Below are 21,116 nucleotides of genomic sequence, written 5' to 3' on the forward strand. Positions count from 1 at the left end.
GAACCGTTCGTACTCCTCGCTGCTGGTGGACCCGCCGCAGCCGCCCTCAATCGTGCGGCGCGTTCGGCGGTAGATGACCACACGCCTACGGGCTCCTCACCGAACATGGGCCTACCGGCTGGGCGAGTCAAGGCCGGCCTCCACGGCTTTCACCGCAGGCACCTGCCCGGCTACGTCGCTGCCGGTCTTCGCCCCCGCCACAGCATCTCGGGTCGAGACGGGGTACGCCCGAGCGGCCGTCACCGCCGGTTCACTGCTGCTGGTGGCGATGCTCTCCGCCGGATCGGTACGGGCCGTCTGGTTCTCGGCGGTCTCCTGGCTGCGGTCTCGACGTACCGTGCCGAGGTCGATGCGTCCGTCGAGTTGGTCCTGCACCACCCGGCACGCGAACGCCCCCGGGGTCCGGGCCCGGTCGACGAAGCTGGGCACACCGCGCAGCAACTGCTGCACGTCGTGGCCGGCTTGCTGCGCCTGGTCCAGCGTGTACGCCAGAGCACCCCACGCCTCGCACCCGAGCACCCGCTCGGCCCGCTGCCCAGACGGCCACGCCTTGCGGACCTCAGCGGCCATCCGCTCCTGCCTGTCCCGCACCGCCTCGGCGGACATCGCCGGCCGCCGCACCCGGTCCGTGGCCTCGCGCACCGCCCGGTCGACGGCATCGGACAGCACCTCGATGTCGTCCGGCTCGCGCACCGGCTCAGGCTTCTCGGCCGCCCGGCCGGCCCGCTTGGCGAGCTGGTCGACGACCGTCTGCCGGGCCTGCTGCGCCCGGGGGTCGACGTGCTGCCACGTCGACGCGGCCCGCCACACCCGAGCGATGTCCTCCGTCCCGGCAGTGCGCCACCATCCCGGGCGCATCGCCGGCCGCCACACCGCCGCGTCGGCCTGCTGCGCCGCGCGAGCCTGCGCGTGGATCTGCCGGGCCTGCTCCTCGCTGGCCCGCGCGGCGCGTTGCAGCTGCGCAATGCGGGCGTCGATCAGCACCTGGGCCAGTTGGCCGGCGGCCTGGATCGCGGCAGTCATCGCCGCGGTGGCCCGCTGGTGGATCTCGGCCATCTCGGTGTCGGCCACTACCGTCCCCCGTCTCTCATCGCTGCGTCTGCTGATCCACCGCCGGGTCGACGCGGGCCCGTGCCCGTGCCGTGTCCGGCTCCTCGCGCCCGACGCGCGGGGCTGGAACGTCTCGCTCGACGTGCCCCGCGCCCTGCGCGAGCAGCGGCATCAGGTGCGCCGCTGCCCTGGCCGCCGCGCCGGCCGCGTGTGCCTGTTGCTCGGCCGCGCGCAGCTCGGCCAGCGCCACCACCAGTCGGGCTGCCTGCACGACCACGGCGAGCAGCACCGCCGCCTCACCGCCGTCGCGGGCGGGTCCGGTGACCATCAGCGCGTCGGCGACCCGGCCCAGCTCGGCGGCGATCGTTGACGCCGCCGGCGCCGGTGCGCGACGCGGTGGTGCTGCCGCGCGGGCCAGTGCGTCAGCCGCCCGCGTCACCGGGCCCCGCCCGGAGGGCTCGGTGGCCGCCGCGACCCGGGCCAGTAGGTCGGCGCTGGCGCGGGCCACCACCGGCCACTGCGGCGAGCCTGGCGCGACGCCGGCAAGCCGCCCGCTGATCGCCTCCAGGGCGGCGGCCGACGACCGCCACACCGCCATCCGATCTTCACCGCGCAGCGTCGTCGATTCTGCGGAATCCGCCGTCTTCCACTGCCCGGCTGCCGGCGGTGGCGCGTCGGGCCACCGTTTGCGGATCTGGGGCAGGCTCAGGTCCCCGTCCAGGCTGCGCCCGGCATACCAGCGCGGCTTGCTGGCACCGACCGGCCGTAGCGCCACGGCGTACCCGACCACCTGGTCCCGGTCGGTCGCCGCCGTACGCGCAGCGACCAGTAGACCCGCGCCCCTCATTCGCGCGACCCACTCGGCCTCGCTGGTGGCGCCGGCGAGCGCGGCCCGGACCTGGCGGCGCAGCAGCTCCCGATCCGGCGCCTGGTCGACGCGCCGGGCCCGCTCCACCTCGGGCCGGGTCAGCTCCGGACGCCGGGTCGCCCCGGCCCGACCGGGTGTCCATTTGCCCAGCCCGAACTCGTCCTCGATGAGGTCGGCGACTTGCTGGCTGCGCCGCTTGTCCTGCCGCAGCCACACCGGTGCCCCGTCCTCGGTGGCGAGGGTGACGACCAGGTGCACGTGATCGTTGCCCTTCGCCGAGAGCCCGTGCCGCACCGCGATCCACCGACATCCGGCCCGCTCCGCGTCGCCGGTGAAGCCCATCTCCTGCACGAACCTGCCCGCGATGCGGCCCCACGTCGCGTCGTCGAGCTGGCCCTCGTGGGCCGGCAGGCTCAGCGAGCACTGCCACACGTACTGCTTCACTCCGCGCTCGCCGGCGGCGATCTGCGGCGCGTCCAACCGCGCCGCCAGCTCGCCCAGCGACCACCGCTCGCCGTCGCGTTCGTGCCGGCCGGGAGCCAGCAGCGCCACGTCGTCGTACCCGGCAACCAGGTGCGGGTTGACGTGTTCCTCGACCTTCCCCGGGCCCCACAGGTACTCCAGCAGGCCCCGGACCCGGGCGCCGTAGGTGACCTTCGGGATCATCAGCGTCGGCCGGTCTGCGCGGCGGCGATCGCGGTGACGAGGTCGTCGACGCGGGCCGCGATCCGTGCCAGGTACGCCGCCGTGGCGGCCAGGTCCCCGGCCGGTTCCCCGGTGGAGTGCAGCCGCGTCACCGCCTGGTTGAGGTTGGTTGCCGCGCCTCGCACCTGCCGGTGCACACCCATCAACTCGACCAGCAACGGTCCCGTCTCCCCGCCCCTGCCCGGGCCCGTTGGGGCGGGCACGAGCGGCGCCGAACCGGCCTCCGCCAGGTACGCCGAGGTGGCCATCCGGGCCGCCGCCGCGTTCGCCTCGACCGCCGCCCGCTCCGCCTCGGACAGCCGCACGGTCACCCGGTGCACGCGCGGATCATCGTCGGTGTGGGCACGCCTCCGGCGCTCACTGGCACCGAACCGGACTACCCCGACCTGCGGCGACTCAGCCACGTCGACCACCCTCCCGGCGGGCCGACGCCGCCCTGATCTGCCCGGCCGCTGCGCGGCCCGTCTGACCAAAAGTCAGACTTTTACTCCAACTTGCTCCGGCGAGGCCGGTGGGTCGCGCGTGCGCGACCTGACCGTGTGGTCGCGGACCCGAGCACACCTGACGGCGCGCACCACGAGACAACCTCGTGGTGACCCGGAACGGCCGGTCGCCAGCGCCCACCGTCGACGACGCGGCGCGGCACTGCGCGACGTGCCGGTGGCACGTCCGTGCTCCTGGTCGACGTCCTCGGCGAGCGTTGACGGCGTCTCCGGCGGTCACCAGCGGTGCCGCAAGGGCGGGCCCACGAGGATCGATCTTGACCGCTAGGCTCGGCGTCCACAGCCACCAGACCGGAGCATCCAGGGGGAGGATCCCATGGCCGAACAGTCCGCCAAGGCCGTCCGCGCCGAAACCGAGAAGGCCGCGCTGCAACTGCTGCGCGAGCGCGCGGCCCTGGTCGGCGAGGCCGCTACCGCCCGGCACGACCGCGACCAGCTCATCGACGCGCTGCGCGAGGCCAACGCCCGATACGCCGCCCGATACGCCGACGCCCTCGCCGGCGGCTGGACGGCAGACGAACTGGCCAAGCTCGGCCTGGACGCGCCGGAGTCGTCGACCACGTCCAGGCGTCGCCGCCCGCCCCGTCAGGCGCAGCCCGCACAGGGTCAGCCGGACGAGCTGGTGACGCCGGCCGACGTTCCGGCGCAGACGTAGCGACCCGGCCCACGTCACGATGACGGCCTTCCCTGCTGCGGCGGGGGAGGCCGTCATCGTGTGGGCGCCGGTCATGACCTGGTCCCGAGCGGCACGCCGCGGGCCCGCATCCACGGCTCGGGGTCGATCGCGTTGCTGCTGTTGGCGTGGTACGGGCCAGGACGCACGTTGGTGTGCACCTCGAAGTGCAGGTGTGGCCCGGAGCTGCCACCCGAGTTGCCGACGTGTCCGATGACTGCTCCGGCCGCGACGCGCTGACCGATGGACACCTCGGGCCGCTCGATCATGTGGCAGTAGCGGGTCACGACGTTGCCCGCGTGGCGGATGTCGACGTACCAGCCGCAACCGCGCGCACCGGTGTGCCCGTCGCGGTTGCAGGTGGTGTGCCAGTCGCACTTGACCTGCTCCACCACCCCGGCCGACGCGGCGCGGATCGGGTCACCCCGCACGTCCGAGGTCGACATGTCGACGCCGGCGTGCAGGCGGCCGTTGCGCGGGCCGAACGGGCTGGTGACCATCGCCCGTAGCGGCTGCACCCACCCGCCCGGACCGACCGGGACCGGACCAAGGTCGTCGACGCCGCACGGGGCCGTCGGCGCACCACCGCCAATGTCGTCGATGCTCGGCAGACCGAGCACCCGCGCGGCGAGCTGCTCCGCGTCGGGCTCCCACTTCTGGTACGCCTCCGGCAGGCCCGAACGCTGCACCGCCTGCGCGGCGTCGGTCAGCCGCATCCGCTGCCACCCGTCGACACGCACCAGCGCCTCGTAGAACTTCTCGGCCGCGTAGGTGGGCGTCATCCGCTGCGCGACGGTGCCCCACCCTGGACGCTGCTGGAACAGCCCGACGGAGTCGTGGTCGTGGCCCACACCCTCGTGCGGCAGCGACAGCGACTCGGGCACCGTGGAGTTGGCGAGGTTGCGCAGGGTGGACTCCTGCATCGCGGTGGCCAGCGCGATGACGTACCCACGCGGCGGCACCTGACGCTGGCGTCCGACCGCCACGATCGTCGCCGCGTGTGTGCTCTGGGCACTGTCCCACCTGCCGGCACCTGGCACCGGTGAGGCACCAGGTAGCGACGGCACCTCGCACGCCGCCGCCTCGGCCTGCGCCTGGCCGAACAGCACCAGAGGCAGTCCCACGGTTCCGCCGCAAACCAGCATCACCACGGCGGCCACCGCCGCCACAAGAGCGATCGACCGTCGCGTCACTGGACCGCCCGCACGAAGTCGTTGCCGGTGACCATCCAACGCCCGTTCACGGCGGCGAGGGTGACGGTCAGCGTGCCGGCGTCGGTGGGCACCTCGTACACCGCCGCCCCGTCCTTCGGCGCCTGCTTCACCGCCGGGCGGCTCGTCACCTGCGTCGCCGGAACCTGCGCCGGATCGACGGTACGCAGCGCGCGAGCGAAGCCCTCCTCGCAGTGCGGCGCGACCCGCTTCCACCACACGTCCGCCGGCAGATCCGACCGCGCCCACGCCGCCGCGAACGCCGCCGCCACCTTCGGCGCCTGAGCCGCTGGCGGCAGCGCAGCCGGGGCCCGCTCGTCGCCGTGGTCGTCGCTGCCCAGTGCCTCGCCGGTCGATGTCGGCGACACCTCGACCGCGCCGGCCGTCGGATACACCGGGCCACTGAGGTCCGGTGTCGGTGTGCCCGGCTCTGCCGCCGTGCCGCACCCCGTCAACGCCGCCGCCGCACCTACAGCAGCCAACAGCGCCCGAACCTGCCATCCACCGTCTTTGATGCGCGCGGATGTGGCTGCTCTGCGTGCCATATGACGCCTCCCCCGTGCTTTCATTCGCGTCCTTGTCGCGGCAGAGCAATCACCATAGATCCATTGAGAAACGCGGTGCTACTGTCGGCTACTCGTCGGTGACCTTGTTACACGGGGGAGGCATCAGATGGCGGGGAGCATCTGCGCGCGGCGGGAACGCCGGTGAAGGCAACGACTGTTACCGCGCACCGCACGCGCCTTGGGAGCGCACCCCACCTTCCGTCCTCGGCGATTCCGGAGAATGTCCTCCTGAGTGGATGGCCGCCGATCTGGTGGGTCGGGTGCCACGGTGGAGCGGGCACGAGCACCCTGGCGCGGCTGGCCGGCTTCGGAGTCGACTTCGGTCGGACGTGGCCGCTGACGACGCCGGCGATGCCGCCCGCCCAGGTGGTGCTGGTGTGCCGCCTATCCGCCCACGGCACCTGGGCGGCCACCGGAGCGATCGAGCAGTGGCGTCGCCGCGCCGGCATATCCGGCACGACCACCGTGCTGGGCGTGGTCGCTGTCGCAGCCTCCCCACGGCGCCCCCCGCGCATCGCCACCGAACGACTGCAACTGCTCGGCGGCTGGGCGCCGCAGGTGTGGCGCGTCGGCTGGATCGACGCGCTCCTGGCCGCCGACGACCCCCGCGACGTCGGCACACCCCCCGACGTAGAAACACTGCGCCACGCCCTCGCACAAAAAATCCAAACGACACCGAAAGTGAACCGATGACGCTCGCAGACCTACCCGCTCGCATCGGGCTGTACTTGGCTGCCCCCACCCCTCCCCCCGGTGGGGTGCCGAACCCGGGCGGCGGCGTGGCACCCCCCGGAGTGGTGCAGAGCAACGTGCTGGAGATCCTCCAGTGGATCGCGTGGCTCGCCACCGCCGCGTGCGTCGGAGGGATCATCTACAGCGCCGCGAAGATGGCCCTGGCACACCGCCGCGGTGACGACACCAACGTCGCCCAGCTCGGCTGGGTGTTCGCCGCCTGCATCCTGATCGGCAGCGCATCCACCATCGTCGGCGCCCTGATCGTCTAGCTCGGGGAGGCCCCCTCATGTCACAGCCTGACTTCACCCAGCGACCGCCATGGACGCGGCCCGGATTCATCGCCGCCGCCGCGCTGGTGGTGCTCATCCTCGCGGCGGGTCTGCTGGTCGCCCTGCTACCCAAGGGTGACGACGACAGGGGCGGTGGTGGTACGACCACCGGCACGCCGGCGACAGCGCCCGCTCCGGCCGACAGCAGTACCGAACAGAAGCTGCCGACGGCCGTACCGACGTCTCCACCGGCCGACGTGCGCTGGGAGCTCGTCGGCGCGTCCGCCGTACCGGTCAGCGCCACCGCAGGTCCGAAGCGGATCACCGAGACCACCGCGTCCGGGTACGCCCACACCCCGGAAGGTGCTCTAGTCGCTGCCGCGCAGCTCATGACCAGAGCCAGCCACACCCTCGGGCCCGCCTACTGGCAGCCCACCATCGAAAGCCAATTCGTACCGAGCGCCGACCGAGACCGCCTCGTCGCCGAGTACCGCGCCAGTGACAGTGGACCCGCCGACCCTGGCTCGCTGAGCCAGATCGCCGGCTTCACCTACCAGTCCTACACGCCCGACACCGCCGTCATTGGGCTGGTGCTGCGCGCGCCGTCGGCCGGCACCCCCCGCTACCACGTGCTGTCGCTGACGCTGCTCTGGCGTGACGGCGACTGGCGCATGCAGGCCCCACCCGGCGGGGCGTGGATCTCCATCAACCGCGTCACCAGTGACCTCGCCGGGGTCGTCGAGTGGGGGCCGCGGTAGTGCCGGACGACTGCCCCATCGTCAACCCCGTCTGCGTCCCAGGTCACGTCCTCGACACCACCGCCGGCCGGTTCCTCGACGAACTGTCTGAGCAGGCATCCGAGGCCGCCGCGGAGATGCTCAAGGCCTTGGTCGCTGGCTGGTTGTCCATCCCTACGCCCAAGGTGTCCCAGGGCTCCTGCCACACCGACGCATCCGGGAAGCTCGTCTGCGACGGCACCGTCGACTACCTGAGCGCCTACACCAACTGGGCGGTAGCTGCGCTCGCGGTGGGCGCGGTGCTCGTCGGGGCGATCCGGCTGGCCTGGGAACGCAACGGCCGTGACGCCGGCACCCTGACCAAGGGCCTGGTGACGATGGTCGTGCTCGCCGGTGCCGGCGTGCCCGCCGTGCAACTGCTCATCGGCATCGGCGACGCTTACTCCGACTGGATCCTGAAGGCCTCCGCCGACGGTGACCTCGGTGCCCGGTTGCGTGCCTTCGCGCCGGCCGCCGCCACCAGTGGGCTGTCCGCGCTGATGGTGATCGGCATTTCGATCATGATGTTCCTGGCCACGATGGTGCAGTTGCTGTTGCTGCTGGCCCGGGGTGCTGGCCTGGTGCTGCTGGCCGGGCTGCTCCCGCTGGCTGCCGCGTCGGGCATCGCCGGGTCCGGCCGCGCGATTCGCGACCGGTACCTGACGTGGCTGCTTGCCCTGGTGCTCTACAAGCCCGCGGCGGCCACGATCTACGCGGCGGTGTTCTGGATGCTCGGCAAGGGCCAGGACCTCACGACGCTGCTCACCGGCCTGGTGATGTTCTGCATGGCCATCGTGGCGTTGCCTGCCCTCATGCGGCTGATCGCACCGGCCGTGTCGGTGCTGTCCTCCGGCGGCTCCGGGAGTGCGGCGGTGGCCGCGACCTCCGCGGCCGGACAGATCGCCTCGGGTGCGATCCGGCTCAACGCCAGTAGCGGCGCAAGCAGCGGCGGACCCGGGGCGCGCTCCGGTGGCAGTGACCCTGGCCGGCCCGGCGGTGCCACCCCGTCTGCCCCGATACCGGCATCTCGCCCCTCCGGGGAAGGCGCGAGGACCGGCACGGCAACCCCAGGGCCGGCAGGGTCCGGGACGTCGACGGCCACGACAGCACAGACGGCAGCCAGCGCGGCGCAGACGACGGGTGCGGCAGGTGCCGCCACGTCAGCGGCCGGACCGGCCGGGCTCGCGGTCACGGCGGCGCAGGCAGGGCCCGGCACCGTGCGCAAGGTCGGCGGGACGGCGTCCGGAGCGGTAGGCGGTGAGGGCGCATGAGCACCGAGGTACGAGAACGAGCCAGCGAGCAGCAGCAGCGCACTTACGGCAACTGGCGTCTCGGGCGCGGTGCCGGGCTGTTCGGGCTCGGGCCGGCCGGCACGATCGCCGCGTTCCTGGTCATGGTGGTCAGCGCGGCGATGCTGCCGATCTCCACGCTGGCCGCGCTGATCACCGCCGTTATCGGTCTGCTCGTGCTCGCGCCGCTGGCGATCCGGGTCAACGGGCGCACCGGCTTCCAAGTCCTGACCGCCCGGGTCGCGTGGTGGTTGGCGCGGGCCCGCCGCCACCACGTCTACGTCTCCGGCGTGGCGTCCAAGGTCACCGCCGCGCACCAGCTCCCCGGGGTGCTGGCCCGATCCGAGGTGTACGAGGTGGAGACCGGCCGCTCGGGGCTCGTCGCGGTCGTCGTGGTGCCGCAGAGCCGGCACTACACGGTCACCCTGCGGTGCGCGCCCGAGGGCATGGACCTGGTCGACCAGGCCGTCATCGACGCCCGCGTCAGTCACCTGGCGTCCTGGCTGGCGGCCCTGTCGCGCGAGCCGCAGCTCGTGCAGGCACAGGTCACCGTCGAAACCACCCCGGACCCGGGCACCCGGCTGGCCGCCGAGGTCACCGCCACGTCCCGGCCCGACGCCCCAGCGCTGGCCCTGCAGGTCCTCGACGACGTCGTACGGTCCTACCCGGCCGGGTCGGCGGCCGTCGACACCCGCGTGTCGCTGACCTACACCGCCCCGCCCGGTCGGTCGATGTCGCACGAGGACGTGTGCCGGGAGGTCGCCGCCCGGCTGCCGCACCTGCACGCCGGGCTGACCGGCGCCACCGGCGCCGGCATCGTGCCGATGTCCGCCCGCAGCCTCGCCGCCGTGGTGCGCGCCGCCTACGACCCGGACGCTGCCCTGGACCTCGCCCGCGACCCGCAGCTCACCCCCGACTGGACGCAGGCCGGGCCGGTGGCCACCCGGGAGAGCTGGGACTCCTACCGGCACGACTCCGGCGTCTCGCGCACCTGGTGCATGGTGGAGGCGCCGCGAGGGGTGGTGTACTCGCGGCTGTTCGCCCGCCTCACTGACCCGGATCCGCAACTGCTGCGCAAGCGGGTCACGATGATCTACCGGCCGTACTCCCCCGCCGACGCGGCGCGGCTGGTGGAGGCCGACAAGCGCGACGCGAGGTTCATGGCCGCCAAGAAGCCGCAGCCCAGCGCCCGAGACCTCACCGACCTGGCCGCCGCAGACCAAGCCGCCCAGGAAGAGGCCACCGGCGCCGGCGTCGTCCGCTTCACCGTGCTGGTCACCGCCACCGTCGCCGACGACGGCAAGCTCGACGAGGCCACCGGCATCATCCGGGCCCGCGCCGGCGAGGCCCGCCTGACGATCCGGCCGATGTACGGCTGCCAGGCAGCCGGGTTCGCCGCCGGCCTGCCCGCCGGCATCGTCTTGCCCGCCCACGCCACGATCCCCTTCTAGGACGGCGGCGATGACCACCAGCCCTCACACCAACACCCCACCACCACGGCGCCGACCGGCCGGGCGTCGGCCCGGCCGCCTCGGCTACGCCGCACCCGGGGGCGGCCGGTGGTCGTGGATCGAGCCCGCGACGGAGTACCGGGGCACCACCGTGCAGGTGTGCGGTTTGTACCCGTTCGGCACCGGCGCGTCGACGCCGATGATCGGCGTGCCGGTTGGCCGGCACCTCTACACCGGCTCGGCGGTGTGCTTCGACCCGATCTCCTGGTATACCCGCGCGCGGTTGATCAACAACCCGTCGGTGTGGATCGAGGGCGAGCCCGGCATGGGCAAGTCCACGGCGGTGCGCCGGATGGTCCTCGGGCTCACTGCCCAGGGCGTCACGCCGCTGATCCTCGGCGACCTCAAGCCCGACTACGCCGAGCTGGTCCGCGCGCTCGGCGGGCAGGTGCTGCGCGTCGGGCCCGGCCTCGACCGGATCAACCCCCTTGATGCCGGCCCGTGGCGGCAGGTACTCGACCGCGTCGACGAGCGCACCGGCGCCGTCGTGCGAGCCGCGGTGACCGATAGGCGCTTGAACATGCTCGTCGCCCTGGCCACCCTCGTACGGCGCGGGCCCGTCACCTCCGACGAGACCACCGTCCTGGCCGCCGTGCTGCGCTACCTCGCCGAACGGGAGACCGACACCCCGCCGGTGCTCTCCGACGTCTTGCGCGTTATCCGCGACGCTCCGGCCGAGGTCCGCGCGGTCACCCTCTGGCAGGAAGAGGGAGACGTCCCCCGGTTCCGTGACGACGTCGCCGGCCTGCACCGCACCCTGCTGGCGCTGCTGCACGGACCGCTCGGCGACACCTTCGAGGGGCAGACCACCACGCCGATCCGCCTCGACACCCCGGCGGTGTGCGTCGACATCTCCAGCATCGACGACACCGACGAGCTGCGCACCGCCGCGACCCTGCTGTCAACCTGGTCCTACGGCTTCGCCCAGGTGGAGGCCGCGCACCTGATGGCCGACCTCGGCCTGGCGCCGCCGAGAACCTTCTTCACCGTCCTCGACGAGCTGTGGCGGGCGCTGCGCGTCGGGCACGGCCTGGTCGACCGCGCCGACGGCCTCACCCGGCTCAACCGGCAGAAGGGCACCGGCACCGCCTTCATCACCCACAGCCTGGCCGACCTGGAGGCGCTGCCCACCGCCCACGACCGGGCCAAGGCCCGCGGCTTCGCCGAACGGTCCGCGGTGCTGATGATCGGCCCGTGCTCGGAGCAGGAACTCGACGCGGTCGCGCGGGTCCGGCCGCTGTCGCACGCGGAGCGGCGCGAGGTGCTGTCCTGGTCGGCGCCGCCGTCCTGGACCTCGGCTGAGGGCAGCGGCACCGTCGGCCGTGGCAACTTCCTGATCAAGGTCGGATCGCGGCCGGGTATCCCGGTGCACCTGGAACCCACCGAGACGGAGATGCGACTCGGCAACACCGACTTCCGCTGGACCATGGCATGAGCCGGCCCGCCGGCCCGCGCGGTGGCCACGACGACGCCGGCCTGATCATCGGTGGCATCGCCGCCGGAGTCCTGGTCCTCGCCAGCGGCGCGTGGTTACCCGTCGTACTGGCCCGCCCGCCCGGATACACCGGCGGCGGACCAATCCAGGTCGCCGCCGCGGTGCTGCGCGGTGACATCACCTGGACCACCACCTGCACCCTCATCGCCATCGCCGAGGTGACCGTCCTGCTGCTGCTGGCCGTCGGCGGCACCGCCGCCTGGCGGTGGGCTCGCCGACGCCGCACCCGCGTCGACCCGGCCGCCCGCCGCATGGCCAGCCGCAAAGACCTCGCGCACCTCGGGCCCCGGGGGGTTGCCGACAGCGGGCGGCGGCTGCGGCCCAGCCTCGCTGACGTCGACCGGCCTGACCCCGACCAGCTCGGCGTGCTGATCGCCCACACCGTCGCCGGCGGGATGCCGCTGCGCCAGTCGTGGGAGGACATGGCCGTCGACATCTGGGGCCCGCGCACCGGCAAGACCACCTGCCGGGCGATCCCGGCCATCGTCGCCGCTCCCGGCCCGACCCTGGTCACCAGCGTCAAGGGCGACATCGTCGACGCCACCCGCGACATCCGCGCCGCCCGCGGCACCGTGTGGGCGTTCGACCCGCAGCACATCCTCGGACCCACGCAGGGCATGTGGTGGAACCCCTTGCGCGCCGTGGCCACCATCACCGACGCCCGCCGCCTGGCCGAGCACTTCGCCTCCGCCGAGCGCGAGCCCGGCGTCAGCCGCGATGCCTTCTTCGACCCCTCCAGCGAGGAGTTGGTGGCGAACCTGCTTCTCGCCGCTGCCGTGTCCGGCCGGGACATTCTCGCGGCGTACCGGTGGGCCGTCAGTCCCCGCGACGACGAGCCGGCGGAGCTGCTGCGTGAGCGCGGCTACGAGCTGCCCGCCGACGCGGTCGCCGGGGTGGTCAACATGCCGGACAAGACCCGGGGCGGCGTGTACGCGGGCGCGCAGAAGATGCTCATGTGCCTGACCGAGCCGACGGTCACCGCCTGGGTCACTCCACCCATGCGCGGCGGGGTCCTCGAGTTCGACCCGGCCGCCTTCGTCGCCTCCACCGACGTGCTGTACCTGCTGTCCCAGGGCGGCCCCGGCTCCCCCGCCCCGTTGGTCGCCGCCCTCACCGACGCCGTCCTACGCGCCGGCGAGCTACGCGCCCGCACCTGCCCCGGCCGACGCCTCGACCCGCCACTGCTGAGCATCCTCGACGAAGCCGCCAACATCTGCCGCCTCCGACAACTCCCCAACCTGTACTCGTACTACGGCTCCCACGGGCTGCCCATCATCACGATCCTGCAGTCCTACCCCCAGGGCGTCGACGTGTGGGGACGCGAGGGCATGCGCAAACTCTGGTCCGCGGCGAACGTCCGCACCTACGGCGGCGGCGTCGCCGACCCCGACTGGCTCGAAGAACTGTCCAAGCTCATCGGCGAGCACGACGTCACGACCAGGTCGACCAGCAGCAGCGGATCCGGGTGGGGCCAGCGGTCGGTCTCGCACGCCACCCGCCGCCAGCGCATCCTCGACGTCTCCGACCTGCACGCCCTGCCCCGCGGCCGGATGGTCGTCTACGCCTCCGGCGCCCCGCCCGCGCTCGCCCGCACCGCCCCCTGGCAGAACGGCCCACACGCCGAGGCGATCCGCGCCTCGATCGAACACTGGGACCCCCACGGCCGCACCGACTGGACCCTCACCCCCGACGACGCCCCGCCGGAGCCAACCCCATGACCCTGCCCCAGCCCGGACCGGCCGGCGACCCGGTCGCCGACCTCAGCGCCCTGCTCGGCCAACTCGCCGGCGACCCGGACGTGACGCCGCCGGCCGCCACACCGCCAGCCGGCGACGACGCCGCACCGGAGCCGGCCTACCGCAACGTCGAGGCGTTCGTCGCCGACTACCTCGCCCACGTCGTCGAGCGACGCCTCGCCACTGGGCCGACCGCTGGGGTGAACTGGTGCCCCCGGTGGTGGGCGCACCCGGAGGCGATCTCCCGCCTGTACGCCCTCTGGCGAGCCTGGGAAACCCTGCGGGTCAGCGACCCACAGACCGGAATGAGCATCTGGTGGCGCGACCACCTCGACCCCCACCTCGCCGCACTCGCCGCCGAGTACGGGCCGTTCAGCCGATGCGGCCCGGACAAGCACACCGAACCCCGGCCCCTGCCCGTCGAGCCTGCGCCGCCAGAGGTTCTTGCTCAACTCCCCGACGCCCACGCCCTCTGATTCCCTGGCATCGCCCTCCCTCGCAGCCCTCATTAACAGATTTATCCGGCACTGGGGATGAGATGTCTCGCGAGGCACCAACAGCTCTTAATGTGGCCGATTCCGGAATCGATCCGACCGCCCCGACACGCTAATCAGGTGTGATCGGAACGTTCTCGTTTACCTGGCCCACGTTCAGCTATACCTACCTGGGAAAACCAACTCGTACGCCGGCACCAGGGCGGTCATCAACGCCTGCGGCGCCGCCCCGGAGGTGCGCTCGGAGCCCGCGCAGGATCCGCGGCTAGCGACCTCTACCACGGGCGGGTGCCCGCGTAATCACACTCGGGTGGGCCGTCGACGCGGCCCGCGAGCGCGAGCGGCGCAGCAGAGCGTCGACTCGCCTCGCCATCTGTCGCCGCTGGGTCTCGCGGAACCACCGACAACATCCCTGTCAATCGAACCCACGTTGGCGCCGTCGAACGGCTGATCCGCGCCCACAGCGGCGTGACGGGGGTGAAGCCTGGGTCAGCGGGTCGGGGCGCCGAGGGGGCGGCGGCGGGTGCGCTCGCGGCCGAGGATCCAGAGCGCCTCGACGCCGTCCTTCCAGGTGATCTTCTTGCCCTCTTCGCGGCCCCGCGCCCGGTAGCTGATCGGGACCTCGTAGGGGCGGATGCGCTGGCGCAGCAGCTTGCCGGTGACCTCGGCCTCCATGCCGAAGCCGCGCGAGCGGACGTCGAGCGAGCGGTAGAGCGCCACCGGCATCAGCTTGAAGCAGGTCTCCAGGTCGCCGATGTAGGAGTTGAACAGCACGTTCGCCGCCATCGTGACGCCCTTGTTGCCCATCACGTACCAGAAGCTGTAGGCGCTGTGGCTGCCGAAGGTGCGGTTGCCGTAGACCACGGTGGCCCGCCCGTCGAGCACCGGGTCGAGCAGCTTGGGGATGTCCTGCGGGTCGTACTCCAGGTCGGCGTCGAGAATGACGATGTAGTCGCCCTCGGCGTTGTCGACCGCCGTCCTGATGGCGGCGCCCTTACCGGCGTTGCGCTGGTGGGTGATGACCCGCAGGCGCGCGTCGTCGGCCCGACCGAGGATCTCACCGGTGCCGTCCCGGCTGCCGTCGTCGACCACGACCAGCTCGATCTCACACGGGTAGTCGACCGCCAATGCCTGCTTGAGGGCATCCGCGATGCGTTCTTCCTCGTTGTAGACCGGCATGAGGATCGAGAGCTTCACGGGAATCTCCACGGTGGCGACGATACGTCGGCCCTATCCTGCTACTCCAGCCGCAGTTACCTGGCCAGGCGTTTCTGCAGCTCAATGCCGATACTGGTGCCGGGGACAACGAGAACCGCTTACCGCTCGCTCCTGACCGACAATCCTGAAACCACCACGGTCCGCGATCATGCCGTTACCAAAACGTTATCCTCGCGATGAGTGATGATGCTCGGTGGGTTAACTTGGACCATATAAACCCATTTCGGGCAAGTTTCCCTCGGCGAAAGAACCCTGCGTGATCAACAGCCGGGTGCACGCATTCGGTAGTCGCCACAGGACTCCACGTTACGGTGATGTTTGCCTATACGCTCCAGGGCGTCAGAAGTTCTGATGGGTAACGGGGCCCTGACCGACGCGCGCGTTGACTGCCAATTACCTCCATGCTGTGGACGGAGTTCCGGAATGAAATCGATGAAACGTACACTGGGAATCGCCGCCGTATCTCTCGCTGCAATGGCAGGTTCCGTGATGTTCAGCTCACCCGCTTCTGCAGACTGGAACGGCAAGCCATGCACGGTTGAGGTTACTGGACCAGGAGTTACCGGCTACGCCTGGGGATGGTGCGATGGCACCGGTCCCGAGCGATATGAGATATGGATTAAGTGCGAGAATGGCGTGACGTACGAGAGTGCCTCCAAGCCCTGGTTCGGCGACCGACGGGGCGCCTCCGTTTCCTGTCCGTCCGGATTGTGGGCAGTCAACGCAGGTGGACGCCGGGCCTAAGGCTGCACCTGCGATAGCCGCAAGCAAAGGGAAAAACCGGCACGCAGTGACTGCATACGGAGGTCTAGGTATCAATGATAAGTAAATTGCGAGCGGTCACGATCGCCGGCACTACGCTAGCGGCGTGCCTGCTGTCTGGCCAGCCGGCTTCTGCCAGCGAGATCACTCCCCTCTGGTTTGGTGATGTGCACGTAACCAGCGACACCAGCACCACCTACGCCGGCTGGGTCGACGGCAATGGACCGGACCGCTACAGAAGCTTTGCCTATTGCAAAGTCGGGAACCCGTCGTACGGCGTTTGGCGTTGGGCCGGTGATCGTCGCGGCTCGTCCTCCTACTGCCCATCAGGAATCAAGGATGGCCCTAATCAACGAGGGTTCATCCTCGAGGCAGTTTGACTTGGACGCAAGCGGCCATCGCTCGATTTTCTTTATTCGTGATTGGAGCTTCCTGCCTTGCGCATGAGAATTGCAATTACGGCTGTAGCTGCAAGCCTGGCCCTCCCACTTCTCCCCGCTTCCCCCGCCATGGCGGCGGACTTAACGCCGACGTGGTTCGGCGCTCAACATGTCACCAAAGATGATGGTTACAATTATGGCGGCTGGGTTGACGGAAACGGCCCTGACGAATACTGGGCCTATGCGTTCTGCAAAAGCGGTGCGTTCAAGTCGGGCACGACCCGCTGGGCCGGCGACCGCCGCGGATCTTTCGTCTACTGCCCAGACGGTATCGACATGAGCGGAAGCACCATGAACAAGGGCTTCTTCTACAACGACAACTGACCGGACTTCCTCAGCCCCGGTTTCCCATCTCCCCCGCAACCCCATCGGGAGACGTGAGCGGCACCGGATACTTCTGGGCTTAGAGCCTGGTCACATTTCGCGGCCGTGATGAGATTCACGGCCCCCATAGGCGCGTTATGGCAATGACGATCGATTTAGCCGCACAAGGGCGCCCCTCAGGAAAGGTTAGGCAATCCACACCCCTGGCCGGCTAAACGACTACCTCCTCTGAAGGGACAAGAAAGTGATCCGCAAGCTCGCAATTAATGCCGCACTTCTCACCGCGAGTGCAGCTATGACCGTAACCGGCGTTGCCGGTCCCGCCTCGGCGTCCAGCGTCGGAGCGGAGTGGTTTGGCGACGTTCATGTCACGCTGAACACCGCAACCAGTTACGGCGGCTGGGTAGATGGGAACGGCCCGGACAGCTACCGCTTCTTCGTGATTTGCTCGAATGGCGGCACGTACAATGGTGTCACTCGGTGGGCCGGGGATCGGCGCGGCTCGTTCGGATACTGTCCATCCGGCACGACCGCAACGTACAAGGGCTGGACCGAAATTCCCGCCTAACATAGCGGGCACCAGCGGAAAGCGCCTCGCTCTTGGGCGCTGATCGCGTAAGCCATATATTGCGGCAGGGAGGGGCGCACCGAGACGATTGATGAGCGGACCCGCGACTTGGATCTGCGTCATTACTCGGTGCCCCCCAGCCGTGGTCCACTTCGAGGGCCTCTACGACCGCTGCTGACCACTCCGGTTTTTTTTGCTCTTGACGGCCCTTCTTGGGGGCCTCACATCACGTTCAGTCGTGATCACACCCCGGTAGCCGAGGGTCGAGGGGTTGCTTGATCAGTTCCGCTCTGGCTTTTGGCGGCAGAGATATACCTGGTAGCCCGCAGTCTCGTATCGAGAAACCACTTCGACTCCCAAACGGAGGGCGGACCGGGCGAAGTTGTCTGACATCGCGCTTGATCCGGGGAGCACGTAGGCCACCTGTTCTGACTGCCGGACCTGGTCACGGTACGGCCGGTAGCGATCGAGTCCGGGCGATAGGCTCTCATCAAGGACCGCGCAACGAACCTCCTCCCGGCTGCGGTAAGCAATCCGGTTGCACGTCCAGTACTCGGAATAGATGTGGGTGACACCACCCGCTCGCAGATGATCCAAAAGTTGCTGTTCATTGTTAGCTTCTACGGCGTAGTGAGATTGGTGAGCGATCAACTGCCCGGTAGCGACTAGCAGACCAGCGAAGAAGACACCGGTGACTGCGATACAGCCAGCGGTCAGGAACCCTTCGTACCGGCTCGGGCCGGTCACACTTGGTTGAAGTTCGCCCCTTCTGCCGCCGGAGATATTGTCCCTCACTCTGCCAGCCAGGGCAGTCATGCCGATCCACAGCGGCCAGAGGATGGCTGGCAGCGACACTATCCCGTAGTGGAGGTAGCGGGCGCTCTCGATTGGTGTCATCGCCGACGAGGAACTCGCAATATAGGCGGCCAGGGTCATCGCAGCACCGGCGACGAGCGCCAGCCGACTGGCGTGCATACGACGTTCGCCGACATCGGCGCGACGTACTGCGGCGACGGCTATGGCCGCCGCCACGACCATCAAAATAAGGTAGGTCGGCCCCCACCACATTTGCCAGGGCGAACAGCGACTCGGCGCACACATCCCGGAACTGAGAGGTAGGCCGAGGAGGACCGCACCGTGCAATCTGTCCGGCCAAGCAGCCGACTCGGTCGCGCCACTGAGAGAAAGCAACACCGAAAAGGAGTTGGGGTGGTCGGGGCGAAGGTTGAACCAGATCAAAGGCGCTGCGCCGAGAACGAATCCGGAGGCTGCCAGGGATGCCCGACGTATCGTCAGCTCTGATCGACCCACCCATGCCACGAGCAGCACAGCGGCGGCAACATACGGCAGTGCAAGCCAGTGGGTCCAGACGATGTAACCGGCCAGCCAGCCCCACACCGCAAATGTCATCTTTCGCTTTTTGGGATCGAGAACTAGAAGTGCAGATGCCAGCATGAGACCGGCAACGGCGGTGGCCACATCGGAATAGCCGCCAGCTCCGATAATTTGATCTTTGATGACCCGATCAGACCCGAACGCCATGACCGCCATGATGAAGACGGCAAACCAGGGCGTGTAGAGGGTACGCGTAAGCCGGAAGACGAGAAGAAGGAAGACGGCATACATTGCGAGTGCCGGTAAACGAAGTACCCACCAGTGCGTGCCGAGAACCTGAATTAACGGGGCTGCAAGATAGGAGTAGAAGGTGCCCATGTAGTCTTGGCCGTAAAAGAACGTCGGCCAGTGCTGACCTTCTCCGATGTGTAAGGCGGCTAGACCAGCAGTGCCCTCGTCGCTATTGGCTGGTGGAACGTCCAACGCTATCAGCACCGCCCGGTACAGAACACCCGCAAGACCGAGGGCCACGGCCACATAGTATGGAAGCGACTTCCCCAGGCGAAGCCAAGCAGCTGACCCCACTACCGTTTCTCCTATGTTTCTGACCTGCGCGGCAAGTTTATTTTCTTCAATCAACTTCGTCACGGCCCTCCTCACTAAACGGCGTCCACATCTCATCTCCATTGAGCCGTGCCCGGCGATTCTGCCACAGCCCGCGTGGATGGACTCACTGCAGGGCGATTGCCTATGGCCTGCCCTGTCGATCATGAAAGCCAACTGATGGCGACGGTGAGGCCAGGTCTGGTGCGACAAAGGGATGCACGTTTGGCGTAGCGGGTGCCCAGGTCACGCCACTGTTTGAGCTGGTTCAAGCAGCATGGTATGCCGGTAATCCCCATCAGTCCGGCGGGAGTTGGGTAAGCCGTTCTTGCAGGGCGGCCTGGTCGTCGCGTTGGGCCGGAATGAGGCCAGGCAGCGCGCTGTATAGGGTGCTGCGAGAGACGCCGAGGAGCTTGGCGATCGAGGTCATCGTGCGGTTCGGCTCGGCGAGCAGTTGCAGCGCGTACGCGACCTTCTCCGGCGTCATCGCCGGCGGCCGGCCGAGGCGTTGCCCGCGGGCGCGAGCGGCGGCCAGGCCCTCGTTGGTGTTGGCCACGATGATGGTCCGTAGGAACTCGGCCAGCGCGGCGAAGACGTGGAAGACGAACATCCCGCCTGCGGTGGTGGTGTCGAGCTTCTCGTGCAGGGACTGGAAACCGACGCCGTGGCGCTTGAGCCGGCCGACGATGCCGATCAGGTCCTCCAGCGAGCGGCCGAGCCGGTCGAGCGAGACGACGGTGAGCACGTCGCCGGGCCGGATGTACTCGAACACCTTGGCCAGCTCGGGCCGGTTCGTGTTCTTCCCGGAGGCCTTGTCGAAGAAGCACTTGGCGCAGCCGGCCGCAGTCAGTGCGCCTTGCTGGCGGGCGAGGTTCTGCTCGCGGGTGGAGACTCGCCCGTAGCCGACGAGCACGCCTGCGAGCGGAGTCGAGGCAAGCAGGTCACCCTCGGCGGGCATAGGGGTGACGGTCACGCCGTCCAGAGTGCCCAACAAACCCCTCGTCACGTTGTTGGACACGCCGAATTCTCGGACGGGTTTTTCGGACGTGAACTGCCCGCCTCGGCGACGTAATTTGATCTTGTCCGGAAAACGATCGCTTCTTGAACAAGATCGGATATGGGAGACCCCAACTTTTGATTGCGGTCGCCACAGCTTATTGCGATCATCGCAATAGATTGCGCAGAATGTAGGACATGACTCGACGAGACATCTTCACCGACGTGGCCGCGATCCTGTACCCGATCCCGCAACCCGACCCCGGCGAGGAACACGACGACGGCTTCCTCGCCGCGCGGGACGAAGCCGCTGAAGACCAAGAACGTGCCACCGAGAACCTGCGGGCCGCGTGGGACGGAGGCGACCAGGACCCGCTGATCGGCGCGCTGGCCGGTGCCCGTCGCGCGAAGGAGGAAGCCGAGCAGCGGATCCGCGAGCTGATCGCCTACGGCCGCGAGTTCGTCCAACCCCGCCCCTACACGCTGGGCGACCTCGCCGCAGCCGCCGGCATGTCCATCTCCGGCACCCGCACCGCCTACAGCCACCGCGACGTCGCCCAAGTCGCCGACGCCACCGGCGCCAAGCCCCGCGAGTGGCGAGCCCCCGACCCCGACGACGGGAAGGCAACGGCATGAGCACGCCGGCCTGCCTCTGCCCGATCCGCTGGCGGCACCTCTACGCCATGATCGAAGGCACCCGCTACGAGGTGGAACCAAGCCCCGTCGACACCGCGACCAGCCTGCTGTTCCGGGCCTGGTGCACCTGCTGCGGCACCGAGTACACCCACCCGTTCCGCCTCAGCGCCACGCGCCACCGGGCGGCCTGACCGGGTGACGTGGGCCAGCTACACAAGCGCGGACCCTAATACTCCAACGTCACTTCGCCTGTCTGCGCTGGTAGTGGGATCGTCGGGCTCTGGCTTGGGATGTTCGTCGCCAGATCGACCAGTGCAGGGTGTGCGCTGGCGGTAGCGCCGCAGCGAGGACGA

Annotated in this window: 21 protein-coding genes; 13 read left to right on the forward strand and 8 right to left on the reverse strand. The window is 69.7% G+C overall.

Going from position 1 to position 21,116, the window contains the following annotated elements; all coding sequences use genetic code 11:
- Positions 1 to 111 precede the first annotated feature (111 nt).
- The 3 genes from KBX06_RS25230 to mobC are packed head-to-tail and all read right to left on the reverse strand — an operon-like array spanning position 112 to position 2,943.
- Positions 112 to 1,071 (reverse strand): hypothetical protein, encoded by a 960-nt coding sequence (locus KBX06_RS25230; protein ID WP_307854745.1) that lies wholly within the window; start codon positions 1,069 to 1,071, stop codon positions 112 to 114.
- Positions 1,072 to 1,087: 16 nt separating this feature from the next.
- The gene (locus KBX06_RS25235) at positions 1,088 to 2,584 is read right to left on the reverse strand and encodes a relaxase/mobilization nuclease domain-containing protein (RefSeq protein WP_210839319.1); all 1,497 of its coding nucleotides are present in this window, start codon (positions 2,582 to 2,584) and stop codon (positions 1,088 to 1,090) included.
- Positions 2,584 to 2,943, reverse strand: coding sequence for a plasmid mobilization relaxosome protein MobC (gene mobC, locus KBX06_RS25240; RefSeq protein WP_307854746.1), 360 nt, complete (start codon positions 2,941 to 2,943; stop codon positions 2,584 to 2,586). Before mobC ends, KBX06_RS25235 begins: the two co-directional genes overlap by 1 nt.
- A gap of 499 nt (positions 2,944 to 3,442) precedes the next feature.
- Here mobC and KBX06_RS25245 point away from each other — a divergent pair, with 499 nt between their 5' ends.
- Positions 3,443 to 3,781, forward strand: coding sequence for a hypothetical protein (locus KBX06_RS25245; protein ID WP_210839323.1), 339 nt, complete (start codon positions 3,443 to 3,445; stop codon positions 3,779 to 3,781).
- Between the two features lie 71 nt (positions 3,782 to 3,852).
- Here the strand turns inward: KBX06_RS25245 and KBX06_RS25250 are convergent, their stop codons facing one another.
- Both KBX06_RS25250 and KBX06_RS25255 read right to left on the reverse strand, forming a co-directional pair.
- A complete protein-coding gene (locus KBX06_RS25250; protein ID WP_247686647.1) occupies positions 3,853 to 5,031 on the reverse strand; it encodes a M23 family metallopeptidase in 1,179 nt (392 codons plus the stop codon).
- Positions 4,989 to 5,405, reverse strand: a complete 417-nt coding sequence (locus KBX06_RS25255) for a hypothetical protein (RefSeq protein WP_210839325.1) — start codon at positions 5,403 to 5,405, stop codon at positions 4,989 to 4,991. The genes KBX06_RS25250 and KBX06_RS25255 overlap by 43 nt, the downstream gene beginning before the upstream one ends.
- A gap of 312 nt (positions 5,406 to 5,717) precedes the next feature.
- Here KBX06_RS25255 and KBX06_RS25260 point away from each other — a divergent pair, with 312 nt between their 5' ends.
- The 8 genes from KBX06_RS25260 (at position 5,718) to KBX06_RS25295 (ending at position 13,863) form a co-directional block, all read left to right on the forward strand.
- Entirely contained in the window at positions 5,718 to 6,269 is a 552-nt protein-coding gene (locus tag KBX06_RS25260; RefSeq protein ID WP_307854747.1) for a hypothetical protein, read from the forward strand.
- A gap of 86 nt (positions 6,270 to 6,355) precedes the next feature.
- Entirely contained in the window at positions 6,356 to 6,580 is a 225-nt protein-coding gene (locus KBX06_RS25265; protein WP_247686648.1) for a hypothetical protein, read from the forward strand.
- Between the two features lie 17 nt (positions 6,581 to 6,597).
- The gene (locus KBX06_RS25270; RefSeq protein WP_210839327.1) at positions 6,598 to 7,338 is read left to right on the forward strand and encodes a hypothetical protein; all 741 of its coding nucleotides are present in this window, start codon (positions 6,598 to 6,600) and stop codon (positions 7,336 to 7,338) included.
- On the forward strand, positions 7,338 to 8,627 hold the full coding sequence (locus KBX06_RS25275; protein WP_247686649.1) for a hypothetical protein: 1,290 nt from the start codon (positions 7,338 to 7,340) through the stop codon (positions 8,625 to 8,627). Before KBX06_RS25270 ends, KBX06_RS25275 begins: the two co-directional genes overlap by 1 nt.
- Positions 8,624 to 10,096 carry an SCO6880 family protein gene (locus KBX06_RS25280; RefSeq protein WP_210839329.1) on the forward strand — a complete coding sequence of 491 codons (1,473 nt, stop codon included), beginning with the start codon at positions 8,624 to 8,626 and terminating at the stop codon, positions 10,094 to 10,096. Before KBX06_RS25275 ends, KBX06_RS25280 begins: the two co-directional genes overlap by 4 nt.
- A 10-nt stretch (positions 10,097 to 10,106) precedes the next feature.
- The gene (locus KBX06_RS25285; RefSeq protein WP_210839331.1) at positions 10,107 to 11,591 is read left to right on the forward strand and encodes an ATP/GTP-binding protein; all 1,485 of its coding nucleotides are present in this window, start codon (positions 10,107 to 10,109) and stop codon (positions 11,589 to 11,591) included.
- Positions 11,588 to 13,369, forward strand: a complete 1,782-nt coding sequence (locus KBX06_RS25290) for a type IV secretory system conjugative DNA transfer family protein (RefSeq protein ID WP_210839333.1) — start codon at positions 11,588 to 11,590, stop codon at positions 13,367 to 13,369. Before KBX06_RS25285 ends, KBX06_RS25290 begins: the two co-directional genes overlap by 4 nt.
- Positions 13,366 to 13,863: a DUF4913 domain-containing protein gene (locus KBX06_RS25295; protein WP_210839335.1), complete on the forward strand. Its 498-nt coding sequence runs from the start codon at positions 13,366 to 13,368 to the stop codon at positions 13,861 to 13,863. Before KBX06_RS25290 ends, KBX06_RS25295 begins: the two co-directional genes overlap by 4 nt.
- A 507-nt stretch (positions 13,864 to 14,370) precedes the next feature.
- Here the strand turns inward: KBX06_RS25295 and KBX06_RS25300 are convergent.
- Positions 14,371 to 15,078 carry a glycosyltransferase family 2 protein gene (locus tag KBX06_RS25300; protein WP_210839368.1) on the reverse strand — a complete coding sequence of 236 codons (708 nt, stop codon included), beginning with the start codon at positions 15,076 to 15,078 and terminating at the stop codon, positions 14,371 to 14,373.
- 1,205 nt (positions 15,079 to 16,283) lie between these two features.
- On the opposite strand from KBX06_RS25300, the gene KBX06_RS25305 reads away from it, so the two are divergent.
- Both KBX06_RS25305 and KBX06_RS25310 read left to right on the forward strand, forming a co-directional pair.
- Positions 16,284 to 16,625, forward strand: a complete 342-nt coding sequence (locus KBX06_RS25305) for a hypothetical protein (protein ID WP_210839338.1) — start codon at positions 16,284 to 16,286, stop codon at positions 16,623 to 16,625.
- A gap of 244 nt (positions 16,626 to 16,869) precedes the next feature.
- Positions 16,870 to 17,193, forward strand: coding sequence for a hypothetical protein (locus KBX06_RS25310; protein WP_210839339.1), 324 nt, complete (start codon positions 16,870 to 16,872; stop codon positions 17,191 to 17,193).
- A 279-nt stretch (positions 17,194 to 17,472) separates the two neighbouring features.
- Here KBX06_RS25310 and KBX06_RS25315 read toward each other — a convergent pair whose 3' ends face one another.
- Together KBX06_RS25315 and KBX06_RS25320 are read right to left on the reverse strand one after the other, a co-directional pair.
- Positions 17,473 to 19,176 carry a glycosyltransferase family 39 protein gene (locus tag KBX06_RS25315; RefSeq protein ID WP_210839341.1) on the reverse strand — a complete coding sequence of 568 codons (1,704 nt, stop codon included), beginning with the start codon at positions 19,174 to 19,176 and terminating at the stop codon, positions 17,473 to 17,475.
- Between the two features lie 253 nt (positions 19,177 to 19,429).
- Positions 19,430 to 20,089 carry a recombinase family protein gene (locus KBX06_RS25320; protein WP_210839369.1) on the reverse strand — a complete coding sequence of 220 codons (660 nt, stop codon included), beginning with the start codon at positions 20,087 to 20,089 and terminating at the stop codon, positions 19,430 to 19,432.
- A gap of 236 nt (positions 20,090 to 20,325) precedes the next feature.
- On the opposite strand from KBX06_RS25320, the gene KBX06_RS25325 reads away from it, so the two are divergent.
- Both KBX06_RS25325 and KBX06_RS25330 read left to right on the forward strand, forming a co-directional pair.
- On the forward strand, positions 20,326 to 20,763 hold the full coding sequence (locus KBX06_RS25325; protein WP_210839343.1) for a hypothetical protein: 438 nt from the start codon (positions 20,326 to 20,328) through the stop codon (positions 20,761 to 20,763).
- On the forward strand, positions 20,760 to 20,954 hold the full coding sequence (locus KBX06_RS25330; RefSeq protein ID WP_210839345.1) for a hypothetical protein: 195 nt from the start codon (positions 20,760 to 20,762) through the stop codon (positions 20,952 to 20,954). The genes KBX06_RS25325 and KBX06_RS25330 overlap by 4 nt, the downstream gene beginning before the upstream one ends.
- The last annotated feature ends 162 nt before the right edge of the window (positions 20,955 to 21,116 follow it).

Source organism: Micromonospora sp. C31, assembly GCF_018070575.1.
GTDB lineage: Bacteria > Actinomycetota > Actinomycetes > Mycobacteriales > Micromonosporaceae > Micromonospora.

Bases quoted from the DNA above. Each gene is read 5' to 3' on its own strand.
- KBX06_RS25295 (WP_210839335.1), top strand. From the start codon at position 13,366: ATGACCCTGCCCCAGCCCGGACCGGCCGGCGACCCGGTCGCCGACCTC.
- KBX06_RS25280 (WP_210839329.1), top strand. From the start codon at position 8,624: ATGAGCACCGAGGTACGAGAACGAGCCAGCGAGCAGCAGCAGCGCACT.
- KBX06_RS25325 (WP_210839343.1), top strand. From the start codon at position 20,326: ATGACTCGACGAGACATCTTCACCGACGTGGCCGCGATCCTGTACCCG.
- KBX06_RS25270 (WP_210839327.1), top strand. From the start codon at position 6,598: ATGTCACAGCCTGACTTCACCCAGCGACCGCCATGGACGCGGCCCGGA.
- KBX06_RS25285 (WP_210839331.1), top strand. From the start codon at position 10,107: ATGACCACCAGCCCTCACACCAACACCCCACCACCACGGCGCCGACCG.
- KBX06_RS25235 (WP_210839319.1), bottom strand. From the start codon at position 2,584: ATGATCCCGAAGGTCACCTACGGCGCCCGGGTCCGGGGCCTGCTGGAG.
- KBX06_RS25320 (WP_210839369.1), bottom strand. From the start codon at position 20,089: ATGCCCGCCGAGGGTGACCTGCTTGCCTCGACTCCGCTCGCAGGCGTG.
- KBX06_RS25290 (WP_210839333.1), top strand. From the start codon at position 11,588: ATGAGCCGGCCCGCCGGCCCGCGCGGTGGCCACGACGACGCCGGCCTG.
- KBX06_RS25245 (WP_210839323.1), top strand. From the start codon at position 3,443: ATGGCCGAACAGTCCGCCAAGGCCGTCCGCGCCGAAACCGAGAAGGCC.
- KBX06_RS25330 (WP_210839345.1), top strand. From the start codon at position 20,760: ATGAGCACGCCGGCCTGCCTCTGCCCGATCCGCTGGCGGCACCTCTAC.